The organism is Brenneria sp. L4-2C, from assembly GCF_040240335.1.
Taxonomy (GTDB): Bacteria; Pseudomonadota; Gammaproteobacteria; order Enterobacterales; family Enterobacteriaceae; genus Brenneria.
On record NZ_JBEIAC010000001.1, the window covers coordinates 152,462 to 178,076 of the forward strand.

At 54.5% G+C, this 25,615-nt stretch carries 20 protein-coding genes; 8 read left to right on the plus strand and 12 right to left on the minus strand.

The window, feature by feature from the left end; genetic code table 11:
* Positions 1 to 154 precede the first annotated feature (154 nt).
* A complete protein-coding gene (locus ABRZ26_RS00745; RefSeq protein WP_319602348.1) occupies positions 155 to 2,743 on the plus strand; it encodes a YdbH family protein in 2,589 nt (862 codons plus the stop codon).
* Positions 2,744 to 2,758: 15 nt separating this feature from the next.
* Entirely contained in the window at positions 2,759 to 2,980 is a 222-nt protein-coding gene (locus ABRZ26_RS00750; RefSeq protein ID WP_319602916.1) for a YnbE family lipoprotein, read from the plus strand.
* Positions 2,981 to 3,095: 115 nt separating this feature from the next.
* Here ABRZ26_RS00750 and ABRZ26_RS00755 read toward each other — a convergent pair whose 3' ends face one another.
* Entirely contained in the window at positions 3,096 to 3,701 is a 606-nt protein-coding gene (locus ABRZ26_RS00755) for an FMN-dependent NADH-azoreductase (protein WP_319602349.1), read from the minus strand.
* A gap of 247 nt (positions 3,702 to 3,948) precedes the next feature.
* Here ABRZ26_RS00755 and hrpA point away from each other — a divergent pair, with 247 nt between their 5' ends.
* A complete protein-coding gene (gene hrpA, locus ABRZ26_RS00760; RefSeq protein WP_319602350.1) occupies positions 3,949 to 7,836 on the plus strand; it encodes an ATP-dependent RNA helicase HrpA in 3,888 nt (1,295 codons plus the stop codon).
* Between the two features lie 80 nt (positions 7,837 to 7,916).
* On the opposite strand, the gene ABRZ26_RS00765 is transcribed toward hrpA, so the two are convergent.
* Entirely contained in the window at positions 7,917 to 8,522 is a 606-nt protein-coding gene (locus ABRZ26_RS00765; protein WP_319602351.1) for a LemA family protein, read from the minus strand.
* Between the two features lie 237 nt (positions 8,523 to 8,759).
* Between ABRZ26_RS00765 and ABRZ26_RS00770 the strand changes: the two genes are divergently transcribed.
* From ABRZ26_RS00770 to ABRZ26_RS00780, 3 genes are all read left to right on the plus strand, one after another.
* Positions 8,760 to 10,775: a DUF2207 domain-containing protein gene (locus ABRZ26_RS00770; RefSeq protein WP_319602352.1), complete on the plus strand. Its 2,016-nt coding sequence runs from the start codon at positions 8,760 to 8,762 to the stop codon at positions 10,773 to 10,775.
* Between the two features lie 48 nt (positions 10,776 to 10,823).
* Positions 10,824 to 11,714, plus strand: coding sequence for a TPM domain-containing protein (locus tag ABRZ26_RS00775; RefSeq protein WP_319602353.1), 891 nt, complete (start codon positions 10,824 to 10,826; stop codon positions 11,712 to 11,714).
* A gap of 212 nt (positions 11,715 to 11,926) precedes the next feature.
* On the plus strand, positions 11,927 to 12,364 hold the full coding sequence (locus tag ABRZ26_RS00780) for a hypothetical protein (protein ID WP_319602354.1): 438 nt from the start codon (positions 11,927 to 11,929) through the stop codon (positions 12,362 to 12,364).
* A gap of 71 nt (positions 12,365 to 12,435) precedes the next feature.
* Here ABRZ26_RS00780 and ABRZ26_RS00785 read toward each other — a convergent pair whose 3' ends face one another.
* The 7 genes from ABRZ26_RS00785 to ABRZ26_RS00810 form a co-directional block, all read right to left on the minus strand.
* Positions 12,436 to 13,278 carry an EcsC family protein gene (locus tag ABRZ26_RS00785; RefSeq protein ID WP_319602355.1) on the minus strand — a complete coding sequence of 281 codons (843 nt, stop codon included), beginning with the start codon at positions 13,276 to 13,278 and terminating at the stop codon, positions 12,436 to 12,438.
* A gap of 81 nt (positions 13,279 to 13,359) precedes the next feature.
* Positions 13,360 to 15,138 carry a sensor domain-containing phosphodiesterase gene (locus ABRZ26_RS00790; RefSeq protein ID WP_319602356.1) on the minus strand — a complete coding sequence of 593 codons (1,779 nt, stop codon included), beginning with the start codon at positions 15,136 to 15,138 and terminating at the stop codon, positions 13,360 to 13,362.
* Between the two features lie 407 nt (positions 15,139 to 15,545).
* Positions 15,546 to 16,361, minus strand: a complete 816-nt coding sequence (locus ABRZ26_RS00795) for a trypsin-like serine peptidase (RefSeq protein WP_319602357.1) — start codon at positions 16,359 to 16,361, stop codon at positions 15,546 to 15,548.
* Between the two features lie 128 nt (positions 16,362 to 16,489).
* Positions 16,490 to 16,585, minus strand: coding sequence for a hypothetical protein (locus tag ABRZ26_RS25080; RefSeq protein ID WP_502881489.1), 96 nt, complete (start codon positions 16,583 to 16,585; stop codon positions 16,490 to 16,492).
* 139 nt (positions 16,586 to 16,724) lie between these two features.
* Positions 16,725 to 17,024: an acid resistance repetitive basic protein Asr gene (asr, locus tag ABRZ26_RS00800; RefSeq protein WP_413556070.1), complete on the minus strand. Its 300-nt coding sequence runs from the start codon at positions 17,022 to 17,024 to the stop codon at positions 16,725 to 16,727.
* Positions 17,025 to 17,233: 209 nt separating this feature from the next.
* Positions 17,234 to 19,357, minus strand: a complete 2,124-nt coding sequence (locus tag ABRZ26_RS00805) for an alpha-galactosidase (RefSeq protein ID WP_319602358.1) — start codon at positions 19,355 to 19,357, stop codon at positions 17,234 to 17,236.
* A gap of 71 nt (positions 19,358 to 19,428) precedes the next feature.
* Positions 19,429 to 20,736 (minus strand): MFS transporter, encoded by a 1,308-nt coding sequence (locus ABRZ26_RS00810; RefSeq protein ID WP_319602359.1) that lies wholly within the window; start codon positions 20,734 to 20,736, stop codon positions 19,429 to 19,431.
* A gap of 394 nt (positions 20,737 to 21,130) precedes the next feature.
* On the opposite strand from ABRZ26_RS00810, the gene ABRZ26_RS00815 reads away from it, so the two are divergent.
* The gene (locus ABRZ26_RS00815) at positions 21,131 to 22,141 is read left to right on the plus strand and encodes a LacI family DNA-binding transcriptional regulator (RefSeq protein ID WP_319602360.1); all 1,011 of its coding nucleotides are present in this window, start codon (positions 21,131 to 21,133) and stop codon (positions 22,139 to 22,141) included.
* Between the two features lie 4 nt (positions 22,142 to 22,145).
* Here ABRZ26_RS00815 and rstB read toward each other — a convergent pair whose 3' ends face one another.
* From rstB to folM, 3 genes are all read right to left on the minus strand, one after another.
* Positions 22,146 to 23,456: a two-component system sensor histidine kinase RstB gene (rstB, locus tag ABRZ26_RS00820; protein WP_319602361.1), complete on the minus strand. Its 1,311-nt coding sequence runs from the start codon at positions 23,454 to 23,456 to the stop codon at positions 22,146 to 22,148.
* Positions 23,453 to 24,187, minus strand: coding sequence for a two-component system response regulator RstA (gene rstA / locus ABRZ26_RS00825; protein ID WP_319602362.1), 735 nt, complete (start codon positions 24,185 to 24,187; stop codon positions 23,453 to 23,455). The genes rstB and rstA overlap by 4 nt, the downstream gene beginning before the upstream one ends.
* 104 nt (positions 24,188 to 24,291) lie before the next feature.
* Positions 24,292 to 25,014: a dihydromonapterin reductase gene (folM, locus tag ABRZ26_RS00830; RefSeq protein ID WP_319602363.1), complete on the minus strand. Its 723-nt coding sequence runs from the start codon at positions 25,012 to 25,014 to the stop codon at positions 24,292 to 24,294.
* 119 nt (positions 25,015 to 25,133) lie between these two features.
* Here folM and ABRZ26_RS00835 point away from each other — a divergent pair, with 119 nt between their 5' ends.
* Positions 25,134 to 25,565, plus strand: coding sequence for a hypothetical protein (locus tag ABRZ26_RS00835; protein ID WP_319602364.1), 432 nt, complete (start codon positions 25,134 to 25,136; stop codon positions 25,563 to 25,565).
* Positions 25,566 to 25,615: the final 50 nt, after the last annotated feature.

The window sequence follows — 25,615 nt, forward strand, 5'->3', positions numbered from 1 at the left end:
CAGTCACCCGACAACAGTGATAGAAGGGCAATAAAATTCGCCAGGCCGCCAAACGGCTGTCTACTATAGGAAGGGAACGGGATTAACGCCCTATAATTTAGCGGAAAATTATCGATTTTGGTTTTGCCTGAAACAGGATGCTCAACATTTCCTAATGACTAAAAAACACTCGCTGGTCGGCTTTGCGCTGGTCGTTCTGCTGCTGATGGTTTCCTGGCGAACCCTGCCGCAATGGCTGCCTCGTTTGCTGGAGATCTGGCTGCCGCCGGAGATGTCGCTAACGCTCAATTCCCCTCCCGTCTGGCATGACGGCGGGTTGCAAAGCGATGGCTATAGCCTGAACGTCGGCGACTGTCGGCTGGTCGACGCGCGCAATATCACGCTGCACCGGCAAGCCGGGCGCTGGCGCGTCGGTATGGATGCGGTCACGCTGGACAGCGATTGCCTGTCGCGGCTCTCTTCAGCGGAGGATCCCGCGCCCTCGCTGCTCTCACAATGGCAGCGTCGGCTGCCGGCGGCGGATATCGCGATCGACGTTATCACGCTGCTGCCCTGGCGGGAGTATGCGGGACGGATACAGTTAAGCACCGACGGCGATAGGCGCCAGACGCTTAACTATCAGGGCCAGCGGCTGTCCTTGCAGGCTGAGCTGAATAATCGACGCCTTATTTTGCGCGACGGCATGTTGGCGACCCCGGCAGGCGATTCCCGGCTACAGTTCGCCGGCGAGTTGGATCTGGCCGATTCGCTGGCGCAGCCCCCCGAACAAGGCGCGCTGACGGGGCGACTGGAGACCGGGCAAACGCCGGAGTCGGTATCGGCGTCGCTGCGCTGGCAAGGCGCGCAGGGTTCGCTGGCATTGAACGCGATCGGCGACGATGAACCTTTGCTGCTGTTGCCGTGGCGACTGACGCAGGAAACCATTCAGATTGATAACGGCGTTTGGCGCTGGCCGTATGCCACGCAACCGCTGTCCGGCCAGGTATCTGTCTCATTGCAACACTGGCGTCAGGGATGGGATAAAACCCAGATCGGCGCGCGGATGAATATGCTGACGCAGGGACATAACGGGAAAGCCAACGCGGTACTGGTGCTGGGGCCGGGCAATCTGGGGTTGATAAATAGCCAACTGCGTTTTCAGTTGACCGGACAGGCTAACCTCGCCGACCTGTCGCTCACCGCCACATTACCGGGCATGATCCGCGGATCGGTGTTAAATCCTGAATTGGCGATTGCGCCGGGCGCGTTATTACGCGCCTGGGGGAAGCTGGCGCCGCAGGTACGGCTTGAGGAGGCGCGTTGGCCATTGGCCGGCGTGCGGGTGAGCTCGGCCGGGGTTAATGGCCGGCTACAGGCCATCGTCAAAGCGCGGGACGCGTATTGGGGACGGGGCAACCTGCATCTGGACGGGCTGGCGCAGGATTTCTGGCCGGATCGAGGGCAATGGCAGTGGCGTTACTGGGGACGCGGACAATTGCCGCCGTTAAAAGCCAAATGGGACGTAGCGGGACGCGGCCGCTGGCAGGGGACGCTGATTGAGGTTCAACAGCTTTCCAGCGGGCTGGATCGACTGAGCTATGGATTGGTGACGGCGCATCAGCCCCGGCTGACGATTACGGAACCGCTGCGCTGGCAGCGTATTCCGTCGGACGCGCATTTTCAGGGCGCGCTACGGCTGGCGACGGAGCAGGTGGATTTCAGCAACGGCGGTTATCTGCCGCCGTCACGGGTCACGCTTAAGCTGGATGGACGCAGTCCCGACGATTTTCTTATGCAGGGACAGTTACAGGCGCAGGATATTGGTCCGGTTACGCTGCGCGGCCGCTGGGACGGCACGCGTCTGCGCGGAGGCGCATGGTGGCCGCAGCAACCGCTTACCGTCTTTCAACCGCTGCTGTCGCCACGGCTGAAAATGAATATCCGGAGCGGGCGGTTTTACGCGCAGTCCGCCTTTTCCGCGGCGCGCGGAGAAGGGTTCCGCGCCGGCGGACACTGGGTGGTGAAAAATGGCGGCGCCTGGTTGCAGGACGGCGAAGTGCGCGGCGTCAATTTCATTCTTCCTTATCGCCTACAGGATCAGCGTTGGCAATTAGGCGTAAAACAGCCGGTCACGCTGCGCATCGATACGTTGGATAACCTGTTTCGGATGACCGATATTCGTGTCGACCTGCAAGGGTTTTATCCCTACGGCGAAAAGCGGCCGCTGCGGCTGTCGCAGGCGCGTATGGACGTCTTGGGCGGTCATATCGGGTTATCCGATTTGCGGTGGCCGCAACATGAAGACGCTATATTGAAAGTGGAAAGCGTTGAACTCAGCGAACTGATGACGGCGTTAAAACAAAAGCAGATCGCCATGTCCGGCAAGGTGAGCGGCGTATTGCCGCTTAATTTTAATCACCCGACCATGCTGGTTCAGCAAGGGCGGGTCACCAACGACGGCCTCCTGACGCTACGCCTGGATCAACAGTTGGCCGACGAGTTGGAAAGTAAAAACATGGCCAGCGGCGCCGCCATCGGTTGGCTGCGCTATCTGGAAATCGGCCGTTCCTATGCCGACGTCGAACTGGATAACCAGGGCGCGTTGCGCTTGACTGCGCAGATTCAGGGGAAAAACCCGACGCTCAGCGCCGACCGGCAGGTCGTGCTTAATTACCGCCATCAGGAGAATATTTTCCAGCTATGGCGCAGTTTACGTTTCGGCGATAACTTACAGGAAACGCTGGAGCAGCAGGCGAATGAATAACTTCAGGATTGGATGATGAAAACGCTGTATACATTGCCGGGAACATTCTGTGTCCTGTTTTTACTGGCGGGTTGCATACCGCGCATAGAAGTGGCGGCGCCGAAGGAGCCGATAACCATCAATATGAATGTGAAAATCGAGCATGAGATCCATATCAAGGCCGATAAAGAGGCCGCTCAACTGCTGGAAAAATCGACCCGGACTTCCGGGGAAGAGATCAAAAATCGACGGGAGTGATTTTGACGGACGCCGGGTAGCGGGCGGGATAATCGGCGAAAAAAAGCGCGCCGACCGGCGCGCAATAACATGCTAAATAGGAAAAAGAGCTAAGGTAACAATGATGATTTTGGCGTTAAGCGCCGGCTAACTGCGCTAGCTGCGCTTTAGCGTCGGCAACGGCTTTTTCCGCGACGTCCGGCCCGTAAGCGATGCCTTCGGCGAAAACAAAGTCAACATCGGCGATACCGATGAATCCTAGGAACAAACGCACATACGGCTCCAGCAGATCGGTCGGCGCATCTTTATGGATGCCGCCGCGGCTGCTCAGCACGATAGCGCGTTTGCCGCTGACCAGACCTTCCGGCCCTTGCTCGGTGTAGCGAAAGGTCACGCCGGCGCGGGCAATCAGATCAAAGTAGTTTTTCAACTGGGTCGGGATGCTGAAGTTATACATCGGCGCCGCAATAACAATGATGTCGTTTGCCAGCAATTCGGCGATCAGCTCATCAGACAACGTCAAGGCTTCCTGTTGACGCGGCGTCAGCGGCGCATCGGACGGGCGCAGCGCGCCGACCAGTTCGCCGTCAAGTACCGGAATCGGCTGGGCGGCTAAATCACGCACGGTGATGCTATCGCCGGGGTGAGCGGACAGCCACTGCGCGCTGAAATAATCAACCAATTGATTTGATTGAGAAAGACTCGCCATAATGCTTGATTTTAAAACCAATACGTTGCTCATGCCAATTCCTTATCGATTGAAGTCGGTCTCATTACTATCAGTTGCCGATGGCGCTTATCTTATGCGGCCGTTTAATCGCTTGAAAGTGCAATATTTCGAGTGCGTCGTTCGAATTTATTGAATGAGGGCGAAAGCCCGCCCGGTTATAGCTCCGGTCGCGAATGTGCTACCATGCCCGCCGAAAAACTGAAAGACATCATGGCGTAAGATCATCCCGCCGATGAAGCAAGCAATAAGGAATAGCAACGTGAAATCACCTCTCAACGCATTATCTTCGCAGCTCAGTGAGTTAATGCTCCGCGATGGGCATCGCCTGCGCCGTCGATTACAGGGCGCCGGGAAAGTCGGCGACCCGAAAGCGCAGCTCGCCATCGCACAGGAAATTGAAGGTGAGATCGCCGTCGCGCGCCAGCGGGTGGAAAACCGGCGAGCCAGCCGTCCCGCCATCCGTTATCCGGAACAGTTGCCCGTCAGTCAGAAAAAAGACGATATCCTGAATGCGCTGCGCGAACATCAGGTCATTATCGTGGCGGGGGAAACCGGATCGGGTAAAACCACGCAGCTACCGAAAATATGTCTGGAGCTGGGACGCGGCGTGCGCGGGCTGATCGGCCACACGCAACCCCGGCGTCTGGCCGCCAGAACGGTGGCCGATCGTATCGCCGCCGAACTGGAAACGCCGCTGGGCGGCTGCGTGGGTTACAAAGTCCGTTTTAACGATCAGGTGGGCGACAATACGCTGGTGAAACTGATGACCGACGGTATTCTGCTGGCGGAAATTCAGCAGGATCGATTGTTGATGCAGTATGACACCCTGATTATCGATGAAGCGCACGAACGCAGTCTGAACATTGATTTCATTCTGGGCTATTTACGCCAGTTGCTGCCGAAACGCCCTGATTTAAAGATTATTATTACCTCGGCCACCATCGATCCCCAGCGTTTTTCGCGCCATTTCGCCAATGCGCCGATTATCGAGGTTTCCGGACGAACCTATCCGGTCGATGTCCGCTATCGTCCGGTGGTGGAAGAGGCCGAAGACAGCGACCGCGATCAGCTACAGGCGATCTTTGACGCGGTGGATGAACTGGGGCGCGAAGGGCCGGGCGATATCCTGATTTTTATGAGCGGCGAACGGGAAATCCGCGATACGGCCGATGCTTTAATCAAGCTGGATTTGCCCCATACCGAGATCCTGCCGCTGTATGCGCGTCTCTCGAATCAGGAGCAGAACCGGGTATTCCAGTCGCACCACGGCCGCCGCATCGTGCTGGCGACTAACGTGGCCGAAACCTCGCTGACCGTGCCGGGCATCCGCTACGTTATCGATCCCGGCACGGCGCGCATCAGCCGTTACAGTTTTCGCACCAAAGTACAGCGCTTGCCGATCGAACCCATTTCTCAGGCTTCGGCCAATCAGCGAAAAGGGCGCTGCGGGCGTGTGGCCGCCGGGGTCTGTATCCGGCTCTATTCCGAACAGGATTTTCTGTCGCGCCCCGAGTTTACCGACCCTGAAATTTTGCGCACCAATCTGGCGTCCGTCATTCTGCAAATGACGGCGCTGGGGTTGGGCGATATCGCGGCGTTTCCTTTTGTGGAAGCGCCGGATAAACGCAATATCCAGGATGGCGTGCGGCTGCTCGAAGAGCTGAGCGCGATTACGCTGGACGAAAATGGCCACTATCGCTTAACGCCGCTGGGACGGCAGTTGTCGCAGTTGCCCATCGATCCGCGTCTGGCGCGGATGGTGCTGGAAGCGCGTCGCACCAGCTGCGTGCGCGAGGTGATGGTGATTACCGCCGCGCTGTCCATTCAGGATCCGCGCGAGCGGCCGCTGGATAAGAAACAGGCGTCGGATGAAAAACATCGGCGTTTCGCTGATAAAGAATCCGATTTCCTGGCGTTCGTCAAGCTGTGGGACTATCTGCGCGAACAGCAAAAAGCCTTGTCTTCCAGTCAGTTCCGCCGTTTATGCCGCAGCGATTATCTGAACTATCTGCGCGTGCGCGAGTGGCAGGATATTTACACGCAGCTGCGTCAGGTGGTGAAAGAGTTGGGCTTGCCGATCAACAGCGAACCCGCCGATTACCGCAGCATCCACTGCGCCTTGCTGACCGGCCTGCTGTCGCACGTCGGCCAGAAGGATATCGACAAACAGGAATTCAGCGGCGCGCGCAATGCGCGTTTCGCCATCTTCCCCGGTTCAGGGTTATTCAAAAAACCGCCTAAATGGACGATGGTCGCCGAGCTGGTGGAAACCAGCCGACTGTGGGGACGTATCGCGGCGCGCATCGAGCCGGAATGGATTGAGCCGTTGGCGCAGCATCTGATTAAACACAGCTATAGCGATCCGCACTGGGAAAAAGCGCAGGGCGTGGTGATGGCGCAGGAAAAAGTCACGCTGTTCGGCTTGCCGATTGTAGCGGCGCGCAAGGTGAATTACAGCCAGATCGACCCGGTATTGGCGCGAGAGCTGTTTATTCGCCATGCGCTGGTGGAAGGCGACTGGCAAACCCGGCACGCATTTTTCCGCGCTAATTTGAAATTGCTGGCGGAAGTGGAAGAGCTGGAAAATAAATCCCGCCGTCGCGATATTCTGGTGGATGATGAAACGCTGTTCGCCTTTTACGATCGGCGTTTGCCGCACGATATTATTTCGGCGCGACATTTCGACAAGTGGTGGAAAACCGCCAGCCATGAGGATGCCGATCTGCTGAACTTTGAAAAAAGTATGCTGATCAAAGACGGGGCGGATAGCGTCAGCGCGTTGGATTATCCGAACTTCTGGCATCAGGACAGTCTGAAACTGCGTTTGTCCTACCAGTTCGAGCCGGGAACCGACGCCGACGGCGTCACGGTGCATATTCCGTTGCCGATCCTTAATCAGGTGCGGGAAGAGGGATTTGAGTGGCAGATCCCCGGCGTGCGGCGCGAGTTGGTTATCGCCCTGATCAAATCCTTACCCAAACCGATACGGCGTAATTTCGTGCCGGCGCCGAATTATGCCGACGCGTTTCTGGCACGGGTCGAGCCATTGCAAAAAGGTCTGCTGGATGCGCTGGAGCGCGAGCTTCGACTGATGACGGGCGTCACCGTGCCGCGTGAAGAGTGGCATTGGGAACAGGTGCCCGATCATCTCAAAATGACGTTCCGCGTACTGGATGATAAAAACCGTACCCTGCGGGAAGGTAAAGATCTCAATGCGCTGAAAGAGCTGCTTAAAGACAAGGTGCAGCAGACGTTGTCCGAGGTGGTTGACGACGGGCTGGAGCAGCGTGATTTGCATGTCTGGAGCTTCGGCTCGCTGCCGGATTGCTTCGAACAGAAGCGCGGCGGCTATTCCGTGAAGGCTTATCCGGCGCTGGTGGATGAAAAGGACAGCGTGGCGATCCGCTTATTTGATACGCCGCATCAGCAACAGCAGGTTATGCGTCAGGGATTGCGGCGCTTGCTGCTGCTGAATATTCCGTCGCCGATTAAGTATCTGCACGAAAAACTGCCGAACAAGGCGAAGCTGGGTCTGTATTTCAATCCTTACGGCAAAGTGCTCGATCTGATTGATGACTGTATTGCCTGCGCGGTCGATAAACTGATTACCGAGTTCGGCGGGCTGGTCTGGCAGGAAGATGAATTCACGCGTCTGCATGAAAAAGTGCGCGCCGAGCTTAATGATACGGTGGTCGACATCGCCAAACAGGTGGAGCAGGTCCTGACGGCGGTCTTCGCGATCAACAAGCGGCTGAAAGGTCGGGTTGATATGGCGATGGCGCTGGCGCTGAGCGATGTAAAGAGCCAGCTCGACGGCCTGGTATTCCGCGGTTTCGTTACCGCCAACGGCTGGCGGCGCCTGCCGGATGTGCTGCGTTATTTGCAGGCGATCGATCGCCGGCTGGAAAAGCTGGCGCTGGATGTGCATCGCGACCGAGCGCAGATGCTGAAGGTGGAGCGGGTACAGCAGGCCTGGCGGCAGTGGTTGAATAAACTGCCGGTCGAACGCCGTGACGACGACGACGTCAAAGCGGTGCGCTGGATGATTGAAGAATTGCGCGTGAGCTATTTCGCCCAGCAGTTGGGAACGCCGTTTCCGATATCGGACAAGCGGGTGTTGCAGGCGATGGAGCAGATTGACGCCTGACCGCGCGGCTTAAGGCGACGCCTGTCGATTTTCGTGGTATGGCGCATTGCCCGTGAATGAACGGGCAATGCCGGGTGTACTCAGGGACGTTGTGCGGCGCCGTTGTCGAAATTGACGACAGGCGCCTGTTTGATGGCGGCTTCATTTTCCGGCTGGAAGCTGGGTTTCGGGCTGTAGCCCATTATCTTGGCGACCAGCACGCCGGGGAACTGACGAATCTGGGTATTGTAATGCTGCACGGCTTCAACGTAGCGACCGCGGGCGACCGCAATGCGGTTTTCCGTGCCTTCCAACTGCACCATCAGATCTTTATACAGGCTGTCTGCTTTCAGTTCGGGATAGCGTTCGCTGACGACCAGCAGACGGGAGAGCGCGCCGCCCAACTGGGCCTGCGCCTGTTGCCACTGTTGCAGCGCGGCGGGATCGTCCGGTTTCTGATTGATCTGCTGGGTCGCGCCGGCCACTCGGCTACGCGCCTCGGTGACCTGGATCAGCACCTCTGACTCATGATTGGTATAACCTTTTACCGTAGCGACCAGATTCGGCACCAGGTCGGCCCGCCGTTGATACTGATTGAGCACTTCCGCCCAGGCGGCGGTCACTTTTTCATCACTGCTTTGTATGTCGTTATAGCCACAGCCTGAGAGCAGGAAAACGCTGAGGACAAGCAAAAAAATACGGCGCATATCACTATCCTTGCTAAGAGAATTAAAATGGAATCCGCTGTGAAGTTTATCTTATCTGGCGAAAAAGGTTCAAATAACCCACATCATCCCCCAACAGGGGCATCGTGCCGCGCGATATGCCGCCGTTGATTGCAATGCCGCACCGCGCTGGAGGATAATGCCGCCTTCTGATGGACGCTTTTGCCGCTCCCGGCAGAGGAAGGTTCGCTCGCCCGTAGCCAAAAAGGAATGCGTTACGTGATTGTAAAGATTCGAGTTTTACCCGCCGGTTTATTTTTTCATGCACTGGTGTTGCTGCTGCTGAGCGTGGTGTGGCTGCCGGACGCGAACGCCGCCGAAGACAAGATCCTCGATTTTAACGTTCGGGTCGATATCAACATTGACGGCAGCATGCTGGTAACCGAATCGCTGCACTTCAACCATGGCGGCGAGCGGATTCGGCACGGTATCTTACGTATACTGCCTTCTCACTGGCGACCCCCTTACGGCGAGCGACTATTGGCTGACTATCAACTGCTGGACGCCACGTTGGACGGACACTCCGAATCCCATCATGAAGAGCGGAACGCTGAAAGCGTCATCTGGCGTTTTGGCCACGCAGATCGTGAACTGGCGAAGGGAGAGCATACCTATGTAATTCGTTACAGTGTAACGAATGGGCTTATTCGCCGTGACGGCCGGTATGAACTGATGTGGCATGTAACCGGCGATGGCTGGCCGTTTACCATTGAGCGGGTTAATTTCCATATCAATCTGCCGGAAGCTCAATGGTATATCAATCGTGAAGGGCGGGACCGACGATTACAGGTTCTCGAATCCGGTACGCGATTCGATAATGTGACCGTGACGCCATCCGGCGCTATCACCAACAACAATTTTCTGGCGCCGCATCAGGGCATGATCGTTCATGTGGCATGGCCTGAAAAGGATTTTCCCACCCCGCCAAGTTTCACGATAAACGATGCCGTGGCGTCATTAATCGCAACGCTGACATGGGTATTGGAATTTTTGCTGCAAATACCGACCATTATCACGTTGGCGCTGAGACATGCTCTGGTGCCTGATCGCGATATGCTCTATCTGTTTATTCCAACAGGCCTGCTGATGATCTATTGCCTGGGTTATCGATTGTCCCGTCCTATGCCTCGCGTTGTCAGGTTACCGCTGGATAAAAAACATCTGCCGCCGGAAGTGACGCCGGGACTGGCGTCGTATGTGATGGAGGACATTCATTGCATGAGCGCCTTTACGGGCGATCTGCTCTGTCTGGTGGATAAGGGGCTGCTGCGCTGGGAACCGGGCAGCGAAGAGCGGGCGAAAGCTCGCCTGATCGTTCTTCCGGACCGGAATGAAACGGTCGCCGCGCTGACGCCGGCGTTGCAATTATTATGGCGAACCTTGCAAAAGCAGAAAAATGGCGTGATCGAACTGTCCGTTCGAAATCAACTGGTACCGGCCAATCAGGCGATGAACGAGTATTACTCCCAACATTACGCCCGCAAGCTGTTTTATCGGCGCAGCCGATTCAGTTGGGGAGGCTTCTTCGCCGCGTTGTTATCGTTGTGTATCAGTCTGTTTTACGCCGACGACTTTGACACTACCCTGATGATGCTTTTCGCCCTGGTGGTTGTCGGCATTCTGTTTGCGCTGCTGCATATCTCTCTGCATGAATGCGAACAAGAGGCGCGCATTCCCGGCGGCAGTCCCTATTCGGCGTGGGGTAAAATGAGCCTTCTCCTGCTGAGGAACATACTTTTGACGCTGCTGTTTTGTTTTATCTTTATCGACAACCAGCTTGCCAATATGCCGGCCGGCGCGCTATTGGGGATGCTGTCACCGCTGTATTTTTCCTTGTTCTATTATTATTTCATACTGCCGCCCTATACCCCGGAAGGTGAACGGTATCTGGCCAAGGTGGCGGGATTGAAGGCGCTCTTGCGGGAACTCACGGCAACATCGGCGGCGGGGACGCTTTCCGCGGCGATGGCCGAACAACGGCAAAGCCTGTTGCCTTATGCGCTGGCGCTGAATCTGGATAATGCGGAGCAATCCGAGCTGGTGCGTCAACTGGGGGAACATTGCCGCTGGGCTGACCAGAATGGCCCGCTGACCTGGGCGCAACTCAGCGCGCTTAACGTAATGGTGACTTCGGCCGCTGTCACCGATTCAGACTCGCCGATGAGCAGCGGCGGGGACGGGGGCGGCGACAGTGGCGGTGGCGGTGGCGGTGGTGGCGGCGGTGATGGTTGGTAATACGTGTCGCCGGATCATGGCATATACATTATTCAGGAGAGAATATAAATGAAATGGATAGGCGCGTTGCTGTTATGTTGCCTGACGCTGTGCGTAGCCAGAGCGGAAACCGTGCCGGTGCCGGCGTTGCATCAGCGCGTAACGGATTTGACGCAAACCCTGAGCGCAAGCCAGCGACAGCAGCTTGAAAGCGAACTGAGGCAGTTGGAACAAACGACTCACGCCCAGTTGGCGGTGCTGATATTGCCTACCACCGGCGATGACTCCATCGAACAGTTCGCCATTCGGGTGTTTGATCAGTGGAAACTGGGGGATAAAACGCGTGACGACGGCGTGTTGCTGCTGGTGGCGCTTCAGGATCGAACCCTGCGTATTGAGGTCGGTTATGGTCTGGAAGGCAAAATCACCGATGTGCAGGCCGGACGCATTATTCGCGATACGATGACGCCGCTCTTTCGCCAGAACGATTATTTCGGCGGCATTCAGCAGGGCGTGCAGTCCCTGGGCGCGTTGATTAACGGCGAACCGCTGCCAGCGTCGTCTGAATCACCGGCCGACGACTATTATCCGCCATACAGCGACGTCGGTTTCAAACTGTGGTGTATCGGCATGATAATGTTGCCGCTGTGGGTTTTCCCGAGGAGTAATTATTTTTTACGCGCCTTGAAGTCGGCAGTGACGCTAACCGTCGTCGGCGTACTGTTCAGCCTGATTTTCGGCCGGGGGATCCATAACGCCTACGATATCTTCCGTTTTATCACCATGCTGATTGCCTCTTTTGTTCTCCTGCTGATAGGACAGCCGCTACTGAGCCTGCTTGCGCAGATGAAGATAAAAGGCGGCGGAAGCGGCGGGGGCCGCAGAGGAGGAGGAGGCGGCGGCGGGTTTAGCGGCGGAGGTGGATCCAGCGGCGGCGGCGGCGCCTCCGGCCGGTGGTAAAGAATATGGATGAGCGCGCAGAGCACGCCATGACGCGATCTGTGCGGAACGAAAAAAAATCTCCTTAGCGCGGGAACCAAACGGGACTTGATGCCACACACTCAGCGTTAATCACCAATCCGGACGTCGCCGCGCAGGACTATTCCCCCGTGAACGGGAGAGTCGGTGTCCTGTCGTTGCGCGTTGTTTCTCAGTAAAATAAGGAGAGAGTTATGGGATGTATATCCTCCACCAGCCGTACTTACAGTCCACCGGTCGGCAACACGCCGACGGCCACGCCGGCCAGAGCCGCCGCGCAGCAGCATGCGGATCCTGCCCGTACGCAGCAATGGAATGCGCTCTATCGTGCTAGCGGGCAGTTGGCTGATGAAATGAAAGATCTTTTCAAAGATCATAGAAATTCCGAAACGGCGGATCAACTAAGACTCAGAGCGAATGATTTACACATTGCCGTCGCCAACCGGGAAATGCCGCTGGATACATTTTGGCAAGAGATAAACAACATACGCAGAGAGGCGGAGCGCATTAGAGCCCCGGATGCCCAGACCAGCGGCGATAACCTGGATAATATGGATTACGGCTCACGCCGTTTTGATTTTTCCGGCCCGCTCAGTCTGGACATGATGGCCAATAGCCAACTGGGACGGTGATGACAGGCGGCGACGGCTTGTCACGCCGATAAGCCGTCTTGCCGCCCCGCGTATCACGGCCTGCCGCTTACTCAGACCGGCTGAATATCTCCCCTGAAACGCAGATAGACCGCCTTGATTTCATCTTCGCCATACTTTTGTTCCAGACGTTTAACGATGAAATGTCCTTTCGCCATGTTTTGATAATGGTTGATAAACAGCGTATTAATGGCGGCGCCGCTCGCCGCGCCGATAACCGGCACGATTTGCGCGGCCATTTTTTCCGTAATGGTGATGCCCAGTCGCGTGGCTACCGCATCGATCACCCTGGCCAGCGTTTTCCCCGCCTGCGAGGTCGTGATTTTCGCCGATGCTTTTTCCGCGCCTTTTTTACTGGCGATATCGATAAGCTCTCGCGAGGCATGTTTGGTGATGTCGGCCAGCACCGCGCGCGAAGCATAATAAGCGGACTCGGCGGCGTCATCATTACTGGCGCGACCGCCAAGCGCAAACACTTCCACACAGGCGGCCTTGACCGACAGATCCGCCAACGAAAAACCTTCGCCGCGGGCGATATCGGCGACTGAACGCATCATAATCGTGGTGCTGATAGGCAGTTCGATAAGTAAGCCGGCCGCGCCAAAAAAACCGCTGACGGCGCCGGACGTGGCGGCGGCCAGCTTATGCGTTTTAGGCGACGATGCTCTTTTCGGATCGTCGTTCATGGTATAGAGCGCGGCATCAACCGATTTATGCAATGCGCTATGCACCACGCTCTGCACCTTATTTTTCACCAGGTTAGGCAGTTTGGACAAACTCCATTCAATCGGCCCGCCCACCAGATTCGCCAGTTGTATGGCGATTGAAGGCGCCTCAAGCAGGGTAATGGCCTGTTGCAGGTCATTGATATCTTGTTGATTGTCAAAAATGCTCATAAAAAGCCTACGCAACTGAATTCAGGGTGTCTGGTTTCACCCTTTATACTCTTCTTGCGCTCATCTATATAGGTTTGGTTTTTATGCCGTTATCCGCGCTTCATGATGATGGAGCCACGCGATGAAATCCTCCGGCAGCAGCGGCCGGGAGAAATAGTAACCTTGCACCTCATCGCAGCCAAAACTGTCGAGGTAATCCAGCGTCTCGTTATCTTCCACGCCTTCGGCGAGAACCTGGTAATTTAATTTGTGCAGCATGTCGATAATCGATTCAACAATGGTGCGACTATCCAGATCGTTTTTAATATCCTGAATCAGCGACTTATCCAGCTTGATTGTCGTGGCCGGAATATTCTTCAGGTAATTTAAATTACTGTAACCGGCGCCGAAATCATCCAGAGATAGGGTAAAGCCATGTTGTTTGAGTTCGATAATGGTGGCCAGCGCCTTGGAGCTTTCCACAATTTTTTGCGTTTCAAGACATTCCAGTTCAATATCCGACGAGGTTAAACCATGAGCCTCAAGGTTGTTAATTAACCGCGCAGTGAAATTTTCTTCAGCGAAATTACTGGCGGCGACGTTGACGGATATGGGAAATAATATCCCGGCCCGACGCCATATTGTTACCTGACGCGCGGCTTGCCGAATAACCCATTCCGTTAATGGCTGCATTAAAGTGGTGCCTTCCGCCAACGGAATAAACCTATCTGGAAAAACGTTGCCTAACTCAGGTTGATGCCAGCGCAGCAGCGCTTCCGCGCCAATCACCTTGCGGGTGCGGATATGCAGTTTCGGCTGATAAACCAGATATAGTCCGGGCTTATCATGCTGTAATACATCGGTAAGCTCGTTGAGCAGGGTAAAAGCCAACTGCTGAGCCTTGTCGCTGCTTTCATGATAAGCGCGCTGGCGCGTATTGTTGTTAATCGCATCGTACAGCGCGCTCATTGATTCACGCAGGATGCGCTGCGGATCGCTCACCGGAATTTTAAATTCCGTATAGCCGACGAATAATTCCAGTTTCAACGGAATATGGCTGATAATACTTTCCTGGATGCGGTCGGCGCACTCGTCGAGTTTCGCCAGGATCTGTTCTTTCCGCTCCGCTTTGATCAGCAATGCATAGCGGCCTAATGCCGTACAATAAACATTTTCCCGGAAATTGAAGGACAAACGCAAAAACATGCCGATGTCTTTCAACATGGCTTCCACCGTCGGCATTCCCAGCGCGCGGCTCATCTGATACGCATAAGAAACATCAATGCATTCAATGAGAAATAAAAAATAATTCTCATGGATGTCCGTCATGTGGTTAATGTCTTCAATCAACTGCTGACGATTTGGCAGCATCGTCACCGCATCAACCAGGCCGATCGCATTACGGTAATTAATCAATGACATGGCGATGTTTGCTAAATTTTTAAGCGTGTGCAGTTGGAACATGCTGAAAGTACGGGGTACGTAATCGATGACGCACAGCGTACCGATGGCGTAACCTTCTTCGGTGAAAAGGGGAATGCCGGCATAAAAGCGAATATAGGGCGCGCCTGAAACGTAAGGACTTTTTTTAAAGCGCTCGTCCCTCATCGCATCCTGACAGATAAGAAAACAGCCGGTCTGCGCCGTGAATTGATCGAAGGAGCCTAATTTTTCCATTTCCTGCAAGGCGAAATTGGTTTTCGCCTTGACGTGCTGTTTGTGGGAACCGCTCAATGTCACCAATGACGTGGGCATTTTCAATACCTGGCAAGCCAGCGCGGTAAGCTTATTAAGAATCTCATCTTGAGAGATATCAAGATCCTGTAATGTATCTAGAGTCTGCATGCGTTTTTTTTCATCATGGCTCAAATGTCTCAACATGCTGGCTCCTCCTGTCCTGCAACCATAGCTATTGTAAAATTAAATTAAAGCTATCCTTACACAATAACATGTATGGATAATAATAGGGTAGTCGATTCCAGAGCTATAGCGGACAGGGATCTCTTTAACGGAATAAATAAAAGAAAATTTTGCTTAATGGCAATGAAAATAAAGTTAAATCAATAATTTCCTTGCTGATAATAATTGGCATTAATATTTATTTTTTATATAAACCGTTATGCATTAATGAGTTGCGTGTTAATGGTTCGTGCGTTTTTCGACACTCGTCGGACGTCGTTATTTACGGCGATAATAATGCATAAAATAGGGGGTTATTCGGACGAATGATTTATCCCTGGTTGTGCATCAGTGAAAAAGAATTTATTTGAGTTGTAAAATATATTGCGCTACGGCGTTAATAATGTAGCTGAGCTCGCCTGTTTTTCCAACGTATCGCGAATGGCTGTAACGGAAAGCGCGTGATTATCCGCACTGGCGCGATCGCTGGGCGCGGGCGCGGAGCTTTGAATGGCGACGATAACCCATCCCGATGCGGCGTGCAGCATCAAGGGGGAACCGCTATCGCCGGGTAACGTATCGCATTGGTGCGATAACACCGCCGGTTGCGCCCAGCCGGTTATCAGACAATCCTGATGACGATAAAGGGTGTCCTGATGATCTTCCGGATAGCCGGCCTGTGTGACGCGCTGACCATAGAGACCCAATGACAGCGCTAATTCACGGCGGCTGCCAGACCATAGGGGGAGCGGCGCAATATCCGGTGGCGTGTGTTTTAGCCGAATCAAGGCATAGTCCCACGGCGCCGCCGGCGGGGGAACAATCCAGCCGTCGCCATCCGCTTCCAGCGTTCGGGCGAGTTTCTGGTTTACCCATGCCTCAATCTCCGTTGTTTCATACTGCCAGCCCTTGTCCGTGGCGAGAAAACGCAGCGCGACAGGCCGGTCTGCTTTGCCGTCAGGCGGCACCAGCATGCAATGACCGGCGGTCAACGCCAGATGCGGCGAAATTAAGGTGGCGGTACACAGATTACCGCTGGCGGTTTCTAGCTGGCCGATGGCCTGCCAGGGCCACTGCGCCGCATTGGGTACCGGATCCCGATCGTCATGATTAAAAAATAGCATTTGCTGCGCGGCATCGGAGTCAGCCCGACAAAAGAAGGCGATAAAAGGTAATGAACATAACAACCAGGCTGATATGCGCATGTTGAGCCTTACGTTAAAAGTCAGCGTATTACACAAATTAAGTTAAATAACTATAGATGCATTTTATGAGAAAGCGGTCAGGTCCAATGCTGTTTTTTTAACGTGGAGAGCGGCCGTAACCTAATGAACTATAGAAAGAAGAGCAGGGTGATAAATCCACAGACGAGCACCAGAGATAACGTGATTTCAAATGAGTAACGACGTGGCATCATCTGATATCCCATGAAAGACAGACCCGGCCGATATTAATACCGTGGCGGGTTTTGATATTAGCTGAAACGGTTATCGGGTCGGCGCGGCGATCGGAACCTCATCATGGGATGAGGCTATTGTCCGTCACCGCGCAATGACGCCAATGATCTATCAAGCAGCCGGCGTGGTCGTTGCTGGTTTGGTCGTTTTCGCTTTCTTCGCTGCTTTTTTAGCCGCTTGCGCCTTTTGTTCGGCGGGTTTGGCCTTCTTCACATGCTTTTTCGTCGCCTGCGCCTGCTGTTCTGTCGCCTTGGCTTTTTTCACATGTTTTTTATGCGCGGCTTTAGCCGGCGCGGAGGTGGTCGACGTCGCCGTAGCTTGAGCGGGAACGCTGGATTCGGTGCCGGCGGCAAAGACGACAGAGGACAGACCCAGAGCAGCACCCGCGATCATAACCAATACTTTATTCATTATCATTTCCTCATTACTCGTTCAGGTTTCGTGACCCGAATCCGGGTCGGTGAAGAGAGAATAGAGAGAAATTAAATTCGCTTCCGTAAGTGATTGGTTTCGGCTTGTAACCGAATGTACAACCGCCGGTTGAGCGGAGAGGCGCGGATTATGCATACCAGAAGGGTTCCGACCGCCGGGTGCGCGCGGCGGCCGGTATCCGGCTGAGATTATTGCACTTCGACCAGGCGAAGCAGGATGGCGGATTCAGGATCGAGGATGGGCAAGGCGATACCGGCTTTTCCCAGCCAGTCGCCGCTCAAGGTCATCGGCTGCTTCAGCCAGGCCGGATATGTCTTCATGGTGTTATTCCGGTCCTTGTGCATACTCTCGGGCATATCCAACACCTCAAGACGGTATTGCGCCTGCGATTTCAGTCCGGGGATTTGCAAACTGCCGCACAAGGCATATTCCGGCAGGGCGAGCTGGCTGATCAGCACGACCGCCTGTCGCTGATCCTGCGCGACGACCGCATTGATCAGGGTGCTTTTATCGGCATGATCGATACGCAGTTGAACGCCGCTATGCAACAGGGAACGTAACTGCTTATGCAAGGCGATATAGCGGGCGAAAGCCTGCTGTTCCGACTGCGGTTCAGTGACCGGGTCAAGTTCAACGCCCATATGCCCGAACAATGCGGTCAAACCGCGGAAATTGATGCTGTGTCGCCGGGACGTGGTGTGACAGGGGCTGCCGCCGATATGCGCGCCCATCACTTCGAGCGGGAAAAAGTAACTCATTCCGCGCTGGATTTGCAGCCGATCGAGCGCATCATTACTGTCCGACGGCCAGAATCGATGGCAACGCTGCAATATTTCATAATCGACCCGACCGCCGCCGGATGCGCAGGATTCAAACTCCACGTCCGGGAAGCGGCTATTGAGTTGATCAAATAACCGGTACAACTGTTCGGTTTGCCGTACCTGCGAAGGATGGCCTAAATGTCCGGGCTGCACCACTTCACGGTTGAAGTCCCACTTGACGTAATCTATGCGGTGTTCGCTCAATAGCCAGTCCAGACGAGCCAGCAGATAGTCGTAAACCTGTGGATTGGACAGATCGAGCAACATTTGGTTGCGCCCGACCAACATCGGATAACCCTCCAGCTTCAATACCCAGTCCGGGTGAGCGCGGAACAGATCGGAGTCTTCATTGATCATTTCCGGCTCCACCCAGATGCCGAATTCCATGCCGTGCGCTCTGACCGCATCAATCACCGGTTGCAGCCCGTGAGGATATTTTTCCGCATCGATGTACCAGTCGCCCAGCGAGCTGAGATCGTTATTGCGGCCTTTAAACCAACCGTCATCGATGATGAAGCGTTCAATACCGATTTTGGCGGCGTTCTCCACCATGCGAATGATGTAATCCGGATCGTGCTTAAAGTAGATCCCTTCCCAGGTATTCAAATGAACGGGGCGGGGCTTATTCGCCAGCGACGGCACAATCCGGCGGCGAACATACTGGTGAAAATGCCGGCTCATGCCGTTCAGGCCATCGGCGGAATAGGCGGCATATACCCAGGGCGTGCTGACGCTTTGATCGGTTTCCAGCGTAATTTCACCGGAAAAATAGAGCGCCTCCGCCTGTACCTGACGACGGCCGTCGCTTTTGCTGTCGGCGCGCAAACGATGGTTGCCGCTCCAGGCCAGATGCAGCCCCCAGACTTCGCCTTGCTGTTCGCTGAACCCGCTTTTGCCCACGACCAGCCCCGGAAAGTATTCGTGCGAGGTTCTGCCGCGGCGGTTTTCCTGAATATAACCGCCGTGCTCCAGCTTAAGCGAATGGCGCTGGAACTCTTTAATCCAGCGGCCGTTAAACGCCATGATTTCATTGGCGCGCGCCGGCAACGGCAGCGTAACGGCCAGACGGTCGACGCGATACGGCCCGGGACGAATATTGGTCAACGTATTGCGGGTTTTCAACACGCCGCTATCCGCACAAAGCTGTAATTCGCTGACCAGCCGCAAACCGGCGATCGCATCCTCGCTGATAATCGTCAGCCCGTTATCGGTAATCGAATGGCTCAGCGTGGTGAAAACCGGCGACCAGTCTTTACCGTTACGGTTGCCTTCCATCCCCGGCGAGCTGAATAGCCCGCGCCCGGTTTCAGGACAAATCGTCAATGGCGCGTCGTTATCCAAACGGCTGTTAGGCACCGGACGGGTTAAGGCTTCTATCATCTCCGGTCGATAATTTTCCAGGTGTTTGCCCCAATAGATAATTTCCACATACGGATGGCAGCGTAAAATAACATCTGAATCATGACTGGATAACCTGACAATATTATTCATAACAGCTCCAAAGAAAATTAACGCATTTGTCAGCGGCGGACGCTGGTTTTTTCGTCATAGAGGTGGATGTGTTAAAAACGGGATTTATCCGCCGTCTGAACCATCTGCTTATCACTTTTGCAATAAGAACGAATAGTTTCAACGACGCCATGCCCGGAAAGCGTAAAGGCTGAAATCACGGTAAACGCCAACACAATGCAGCCCAGAACCAGATAGGTATCCTGGAAGCCCATATGGTCGTACATACGACCGGCAAAAACGGACATGAAAATCATTGATAACTGCTTGCTGAAGCAGAAACCAATCAAATAAACCGTCGCGGAAAAGCGGACTTCAAATACCTGGGTAATATATTTAAAAGAGCCGACCAACAGGAACGGCACTTCAAACATATGCAATATTTTCAGAATGACGACTTCGACGGCGGAGGTGGCGAACGCCGAGCCGATAATGCGTATCGACATAATGGCGCCGGCGAGCAATAGCGCGTTTTTACTGCCGATGCGAGAAATGATGACCGGCGCGAAAAACATGACGGTCGCATTCAGTAATTCACCGCCGGTCGTGACAAAACCGAATATTTCAGTACCTTGCTGCTTGGTGGCGAAGAAGGAGGTGAAAAAGTTGGCGAACTGCTGATCGAACACATCGTAAATGCAGGGTACGCCCACGATATAGAGAATGAAGAACCATAATGCCGGTTTTTTCAGCAGCTCAACGGCATTTTTCAAATTAAATGCGGGTTTATTGGCGCCCAGTTGATCGACGACATAGGCCGTCGACTGCTCATCGGGGCGGGATAAAAACAGCAATACGGCCAGCACCAGCGCACAGCCGGAAGCCATCCAGAAAATCAGTTCATTATTGACGGTATAGAGCATCCCCACGACGGTGGCGCACAATGCCCAGCCGATGCAGCCGAACATGCGGGTACGGCCGTATTCAAAATGACTGTGCCGGCTGACCTTTTCGATATAGGCCTCGATCGCGTGAGAACCGCCGGTGAACACAAATCCCAGGTAACAGCCGCCAATCAACGCGCCAATAAAAATATTGTATTTTAACAACGGGCTGAAAACATAAATAAAGAAAGGCGCGAACAGGATCAGCAGCCCGACGATGATCCACATCAGGTTTTTTCTCAGGCCGAGCTTGTCCGACAATGGCCCCATAATGGGTTGGAAAGCCAGAGCGAATAAGGAAATACTGCCGAAGACAATCCCGGTGTCGGTCTTGCTTAAATTATTAATATCATGCAGCCATATGGGAAAAAACGGATAGTAGGAGGCCATGATAAAAAAATAGAAGAAGAAAAAGAGCCCGAACAACCAGAAATTGCGGTTCCCCCGATAGGATTTTTCTTCGCTTACTTCGTTCATAAACACCTCATGATGTAGCTGGTCGCGCAAGGGTAAGAAGGCCGGCGCTTTCATCGTGGCGAAATGTGCGCGGCATTGGTCATTCTAAGTACGATTTCGCCGTTTATGCGCATGTCGCCGTTGGCAACGTTCGGCATTAAACATACATCCGAAACGTTTAGATTTTGAATCTAAACGTTTCGGATCTGTGATGAGCTTAAAAATTTTGGCTGTTTTGTTATTTTGGGCGACCGGGGTCAGTGCGGAAAATGCTAGAATTGGCCGCAGTCGGGCGTCTGGCGGCAAGAGAAAGGACGGCGCCGGTCGCAGACGCGGTAACCTATTGAGCTTATTTATATTGAATGGTATATCAAGAGCGTTTTCCTTCCCTTAAACATCGGATGCCGGGTTGAATATGTCATTAAAAAAGATCGCCAGCGAACTGGGAATTTCCTCTACCACGGTCAGCCGCGCACTGAATGGTTATGATGACGTCGCGCCCGCGACGCGGGAACGGATCGTGGAAGCCGCCAAACGTTTAGGCTATCAGCCCAACCTGACGGCCCGGCGGCTGAAAATGGGGAAAACCGATGCGGTGGCGCTGGCGTATCCGTCCCGCCCGCGGGTGCTGAACAATTCGACCTTTCTGGAAATGATTGGCTGGATCAGCATCGAACTGGCGAAATTCGGTATCGATTTGCTGCTTATTCCTGACGAACCCAACGAAACGCACCAGTCATTGACTCGTCTGGTGCAAACCCGACGGGTAGACGCGCTGTTGGTTGCCCACACCAGGCCTGACGATCACCGGCTGAAGTATCTCCAGGCGCAAAATTTTCCTTTTCTGGCGCTCGGGCGCAGCAATTTATCCCAACCTTATGCCTGGTTTGATTTCGACAACTACGCCGGTTCCGTCATGGCCGTAGAGCGGCTGGTTGAATTGGGACACCAACGCATCGCCTTTTTAAGCACCAACGCCCAGCTCGCCTATGTGGAGCAACGCCTGCAAGGCTATTCGGATACGCTGGCCCGTTGTTTATTGCCGCAACCGGAGAATTACATCCAGAAGGCCGAGCCTAATCGGCCCGGCGGCTACTACGCCACTCAGCGGCTGCTGGCGCTGGATGAGCCGCCGACGGCCATCATCACCGACTGCAATATGCTGGGTGAAGGCGCGGCCAGCGCGCTACAGCAAGTCGGCCGGTTGGGCAAGCAGGGCGTATCCCTGATCGTTTATGACGGTCTGCCGGATGATAACCTGATCGACGTCGCGATAACGCCGATTATTCAAAACACCCGTACCAACGTGGGTAAACAGATCGCCGCCATGATCCGGCGCCTGCTGGACGGCGCCGATCCGCAGCAGGTTCAGGTTCTATGGCAGCCGGAACTGGGGCGGGGCGATACCGATTGTCCGCCTGTCTGAGCCGTCAGCTATGCGCCGCAGTCTGCGGCGCGGCGGCATGTTTGATCGGCCAGGAAAAGCAAAATCCGGCGCCGCCCAGCGAGCTATTATCCACGCTGATGGTGCCTTCGTGCGCCCGGACGATGGCGTGAACAATAGCCAGACCGAGTCCGCAACCGCCGCTGCTGTTTTCAATTCCCGCTTCCAGCCGGACGAAAGGCTCAAAGATTTGTTCCCGCCGCGCCGGGTCGATGCCCGGCCCGTCGTCCTCAACGTAAAGACTGGCGGTATGGTGGCCGTCCGACAGCAGACTGATGTGCAGGCGGGTGCGGCAGAAACGTAATCCGTTGTTGACGAGGTTATTCAACACGCGCTCCATCAAACGCAGGTCGAGATAGCCGAAATTCGTCCGATTGGGGATAGCCAGCGTGATGCGTTTATCGGGATGGATAAGCCGGAAGTCATCGACTTTGGTTTGTAACCAGCCGGGGAGGTCGATTTCGCTGAGGTGCAGCGTCACCTGCGGCCGGTCTAATCTGGCATAAGTCAGCAGTTCGTCGATCAGCGCTTCAAGCTGGCCGATATCCCGATTTAATGCCTGCTGTTCTTCTTCGGTTAAATTTTCACTGATGGCGAGCCGATAGCGTAAACGCACCAGCGGCGTACGTAATTCGTGAGCGATGTTATCGATAAGCTGCTTTTTACTGGCGATCAGTTGATTCAGGTTATCCGCCATCAGATTAAATGCGATACCGAGACGAAACAGGCTGGAGGTATCGTCAAAATGGATACGCTCTTCAAGATGCCCATCGCCGAAGCGCTGCGCCGCATTTTCCAGTTGCAGCATCGCCTTCCAGTGAGGCCGCATCCACAAGAACACCGGCAGCGCCAGCGACAAACCAATCAGCATGACCAGCAACAGATCCAGCAGGCGCATTTCATGCAGAAAAAACAGATAGGGGATCGGCCCGACCGCCAGCACATAATGGCTGCGGGGAATTCGTTGAATAAACGTATATTCATTGTCGAGCGCGACGATCTCGCCCTGATTCAGCCGCTGTTGCGCGCTGCGACTCAACGCATATTTATTCAATGGTTCGATTTGCAATTGAAACGACAGGTTTAAATCCAACTGGCTGATGGTCTTGTGCCAATCGCGCGGCGGGATGGTGCGCAGTTCATTGCGGATCAGATAGAGCGAGCTTTTCATCAGATCGTCCATGGACTGTCTTCCGGCGCGTTCAGCGGTGACTTTATAGACCAGCCCGACCAGCAGCGTCATGACCACAAAACAGGCGAACAACAGCAAAAAAAACTGGATAAACAGTTTTTTCATGACGCCACGCTTTCCCAGGTATGGGGCGCGAACAGATAGCCTTTGTTGCGCACGGTCTTGATACGGAACGGCTCCGTCGGATTGTCGTAGAGCTTTTTACGCAGGCGGGAAATCGCGACATCGATGCTGCGATCCATGCCATCGTAGCTGACGCCGCGAAGATTTCTCAGCAGCGCATCGCGATCCATGATATTTCCGGCATGGGTCGCCAGTTGCCAGAGTAGGTCGAAATCAGCGGTTGATAACGCGATGTTTTCCTCCCCCAGCGTCACTTCACGGTTAACGGGGTCGATGCATAGCAGACCAAAGTGCAAAGGTTTGTGAACCTGCAACGGCGCGGCGACTGGCTCTATCCCCGCCTGCGGCGCATTGCCGTACTGGCGGAAATGCAGACGCAGTCGAGCGAGCAGAACCGCGGGCGGGGTGGTTTTCAGAATATAATCATCGGCGCCCATTTCCAGCGCCAGAATATGATTCATATCGCTATCCAGCGAGGTCAGCAGGACGATCGGGCCGCGGTATTGCGGACGCAATTCACGGCAGATCGTCATGCCGTCCTTGCCCGGCAGCATGATATCCAGCAGCACCAGGTCGGGCCGCTGCTGTTCGATAAACGCCAGCGCCCGATCGCCGCGCGCTTCGACCCTGACCTCAATATCATGCTTGCCGAGATAAGCGGCGATCAGCTTACCGACTTCTGCATCGTCTTCTATAAAAACAATTTTATACATGGCGCCCGTGTTCCCCAAAACCGCTGCGGCTAGCATAGATCGATGACCTGGCAAGCTCCAGCCATGAAGCGTAAACGGGTGTTAACTGCCTGGCGATTAATGCCTCAACGCAGCGCGCGGCCGCCATCCAATCCCAGGGTCTGCCCAGTGATATAACGGCTGGACATCAGGTAATCCACCAGCCGGACCACTTCCTCTTCGCCCGGCGCGATTTTCATCAGCGATTTATCCAGCGCCTGCCGTCGATATTGCTCATTATCATGCTCATGAAACATGATCAGCGCGGGCGCGATCGCATTAACTTTCACTTCAGGCGCCAGCTTGCGGGCAAAAGAACGGGTCATATTGTCCAGCGCCGCTTTACTCGCGGCATACGCGATATGCTTATCGCTGCCTTTTGCCGCCACATAGTCGGTGAGATGAATGATATCGGCGCCGGCGACGCCCTGACCGCGCAGGCAGGACTCCAGTAACTGGTTGAGCAGGTAGGGCGTGTAAACGTGGATTTGCAACATTTCCGCCAGCGTCTTTTCCGGTGGTATCGCCGAACTTTCCGCCTGCCAGCTACTGGCGTTGTGGATAATCCCCCGCAGTTGCGGCGCCAGCGCTTTCACCTGTTCGGCAAAGGCGTAAATTTGCTCTGTTGTGGAAAAGTCGGCCGGCAAACAGACGGCGCCCAGTTGCGTTAATTCCTCAAGCTCGGGATACGGCGTACGCCAGCTGACGATCACCGGAATGTTTTTCGCCAGAAATGAACGCGTCAGCGCCAGTCCGATGCGCCTGATGCCGCCGGTAATCAATACGGGAGCGGAAGAAAAAGTTGCCACAATCAATACTCCAAACTGACTGGTAAAATCGCACTAAACCATGCCACTATACTGGAATAAACGGTTTCGCATGCTAAGGTTTTATCGCAAAACCGTGCGCGGCAAAGAGGAGATAGGGGATGGCGAAGTATCACCCCGACGAGCCGGCATATTTCAACGAAAGAATATGCATCGACTATACAGATTATCTGGCAGCATTGTGTAAGAAGCACTGGCGTTTTATTGACGCCATCTACGGCGTTTGGCCGTTTTTCGGCATGGTGACCAAGACACCGTTATCCCGGCAGAAAGTATCCTTCAAAGATCGTCTTAAAATGCTTGCCATGCAAGTTCTCTCCACGCAGGTCAGCGATGAGATAAATATCGCCAGACTGATCGAGCTGGCGCGGCAGCAAGGCCTACAGACATTTGATATTCAACTGCCTTATCCGTTGACGAATGAGCAATTGGGCGTCATTGATGAGGAGTGTCATGATTCGCTGGCATTGACCCAGCAGGATGAGTGTTTGTCCGTGCGGATTGTGACGGAGCCGAACGCGCTGGTGAAATAAACCGGCACGCCTGTCAGAGGCGTGCCTTTTATGCTGCTAACCTCGCCGGT

What these genes read in the sequence shown, in the direction of transcription:
- ABRZ26_RS00745 (WP_319602348.1), top strand. Translation starts at nt 155, where the DNA reads ATGACTAAAAAACACTCGCTGGTCGGCTTTGCGCTGGTCGTTCTGCTG.
- ABRZ26_RS00750 (WP_319602916.1), top strand. Translation starts at nt 2,759, where the DNA reads ATGAAAACGCTGTATACATTGCCGGGAACATTCTGTGTCCTGTTTTTA.
- ABRZ26_RS00755 (WP_319602349.1), bottom strand. Translation starts at nt 3,701, where the DNA reads ATGAGCAACGTATTGGTTTTAAAATCAAGCATTATGGCGAGTCTTTCT.
- ABRZ26_RS00765 (WP_319602351.1), bottom strand. Translation starts at nt 8,522, where the DNA reads ATGCGCCGTATTTTTTTGCTTGTCCTCAGCGTTTTCCTGCTCTCAGGC.
- ABRZ26_RS00775 (WP_319602353.1), top strand. Translation starts at nt 10,824, where the DNA reads ATGAAATGGATAGGCGCGTTGCTGTTATGTTGCCTGACGCTGTGCGTA.
- ABRZ26_RS00780 (WP_319602354.1), top strand. Translation starts at nt 11,927, where the DNA reads ATGGGATGTATATCCTCCACCAGCCGTACTTACAGTCCACCGGTCGGC.
- ABRZ26_RS00785 (WP_319602355.1), bottom strand. Translation starts at nt 13,278, where the DNA reads ATGAGCATTTTTGACAATCAACAAGATATCAATGACCTGCAACAGGCC.
- ABRZ26_RS00790 (WP_319602356.1), bottom strand. Translation starts at nt 15,138, where the DNA reads ATGTTGAGACATTTGAGCCATGATGAAAAAAAACGCATGCAGACTCTA.
- ABRZ26_RS00795 (WP_319602357.1), bottom strand. Translation starts at nt 16,361, where the DNA reads ATGCGCATATCAGCCTGGTTGTTATGTTCATTACCTTTTATCGCCTTC.
- ABRZ26_RS25080 (WP_502881489.1), bottom strand. Translation starts at nt 16,585, where the DNA reads ATGGGATATCAGATGATGCCACGTCGTTACTCATTTGAAATCACGTTA.
- asr (WP_413556070.1), bottom strand. Translation starts at nt 17,024, where the DNA reads ATGAATAAAGTATTGGTTATGATCGCGGGTGCTGCTCTGGGTCTGTCC.
- ABRZ26_RS00805 (WP_319602358.1), bottom strand. Translation starts at nt 19,357, where the DNA reads ATGAATAATATTGTCAGGTTATCCAGTCATGATTCAGATGTTATTTTA.
- ABRZ26_RS00810 (WP_319602359.1), bottom strand. Translation starts at nt 20,736, where the DNA reads ATGAACGAAGTAAGCGAAGAAAAATCCTATCGGGGGAACCGCAATTTC.
- ABRZ26_RS00815 (WP_319602360.1), top strand. Translation starts at nt 21,131, where the DNA reads ATGTCATTAAAAAAGATCGCCAGCGAACTGGGAATTTCCTCTACCACG.
- rstB (WP_319602361.1), bottom strand. Translation starts at nt 23,456, where the DNA reads ATGAAAAAACTGTTTATCCAGTTTTTTTTGCTGTTGTTCGCCTGTTTT.
- rstA (WP_319602362.1), bottom strand. Translation starts at nt 24,187, where the DNA reads ATGTATAAAATTGTTTTTATAGAAGACGATGCAGAAGTCGGTAAGCTG.
- ABRZ26_RS00835 (WP_319602364.1), top strand. Translation starts at nt 25,134, where the DNA reads ATGGCGAAGTATCACCCCGACGAGCCGGCATATTTCAACGAAAGAATA.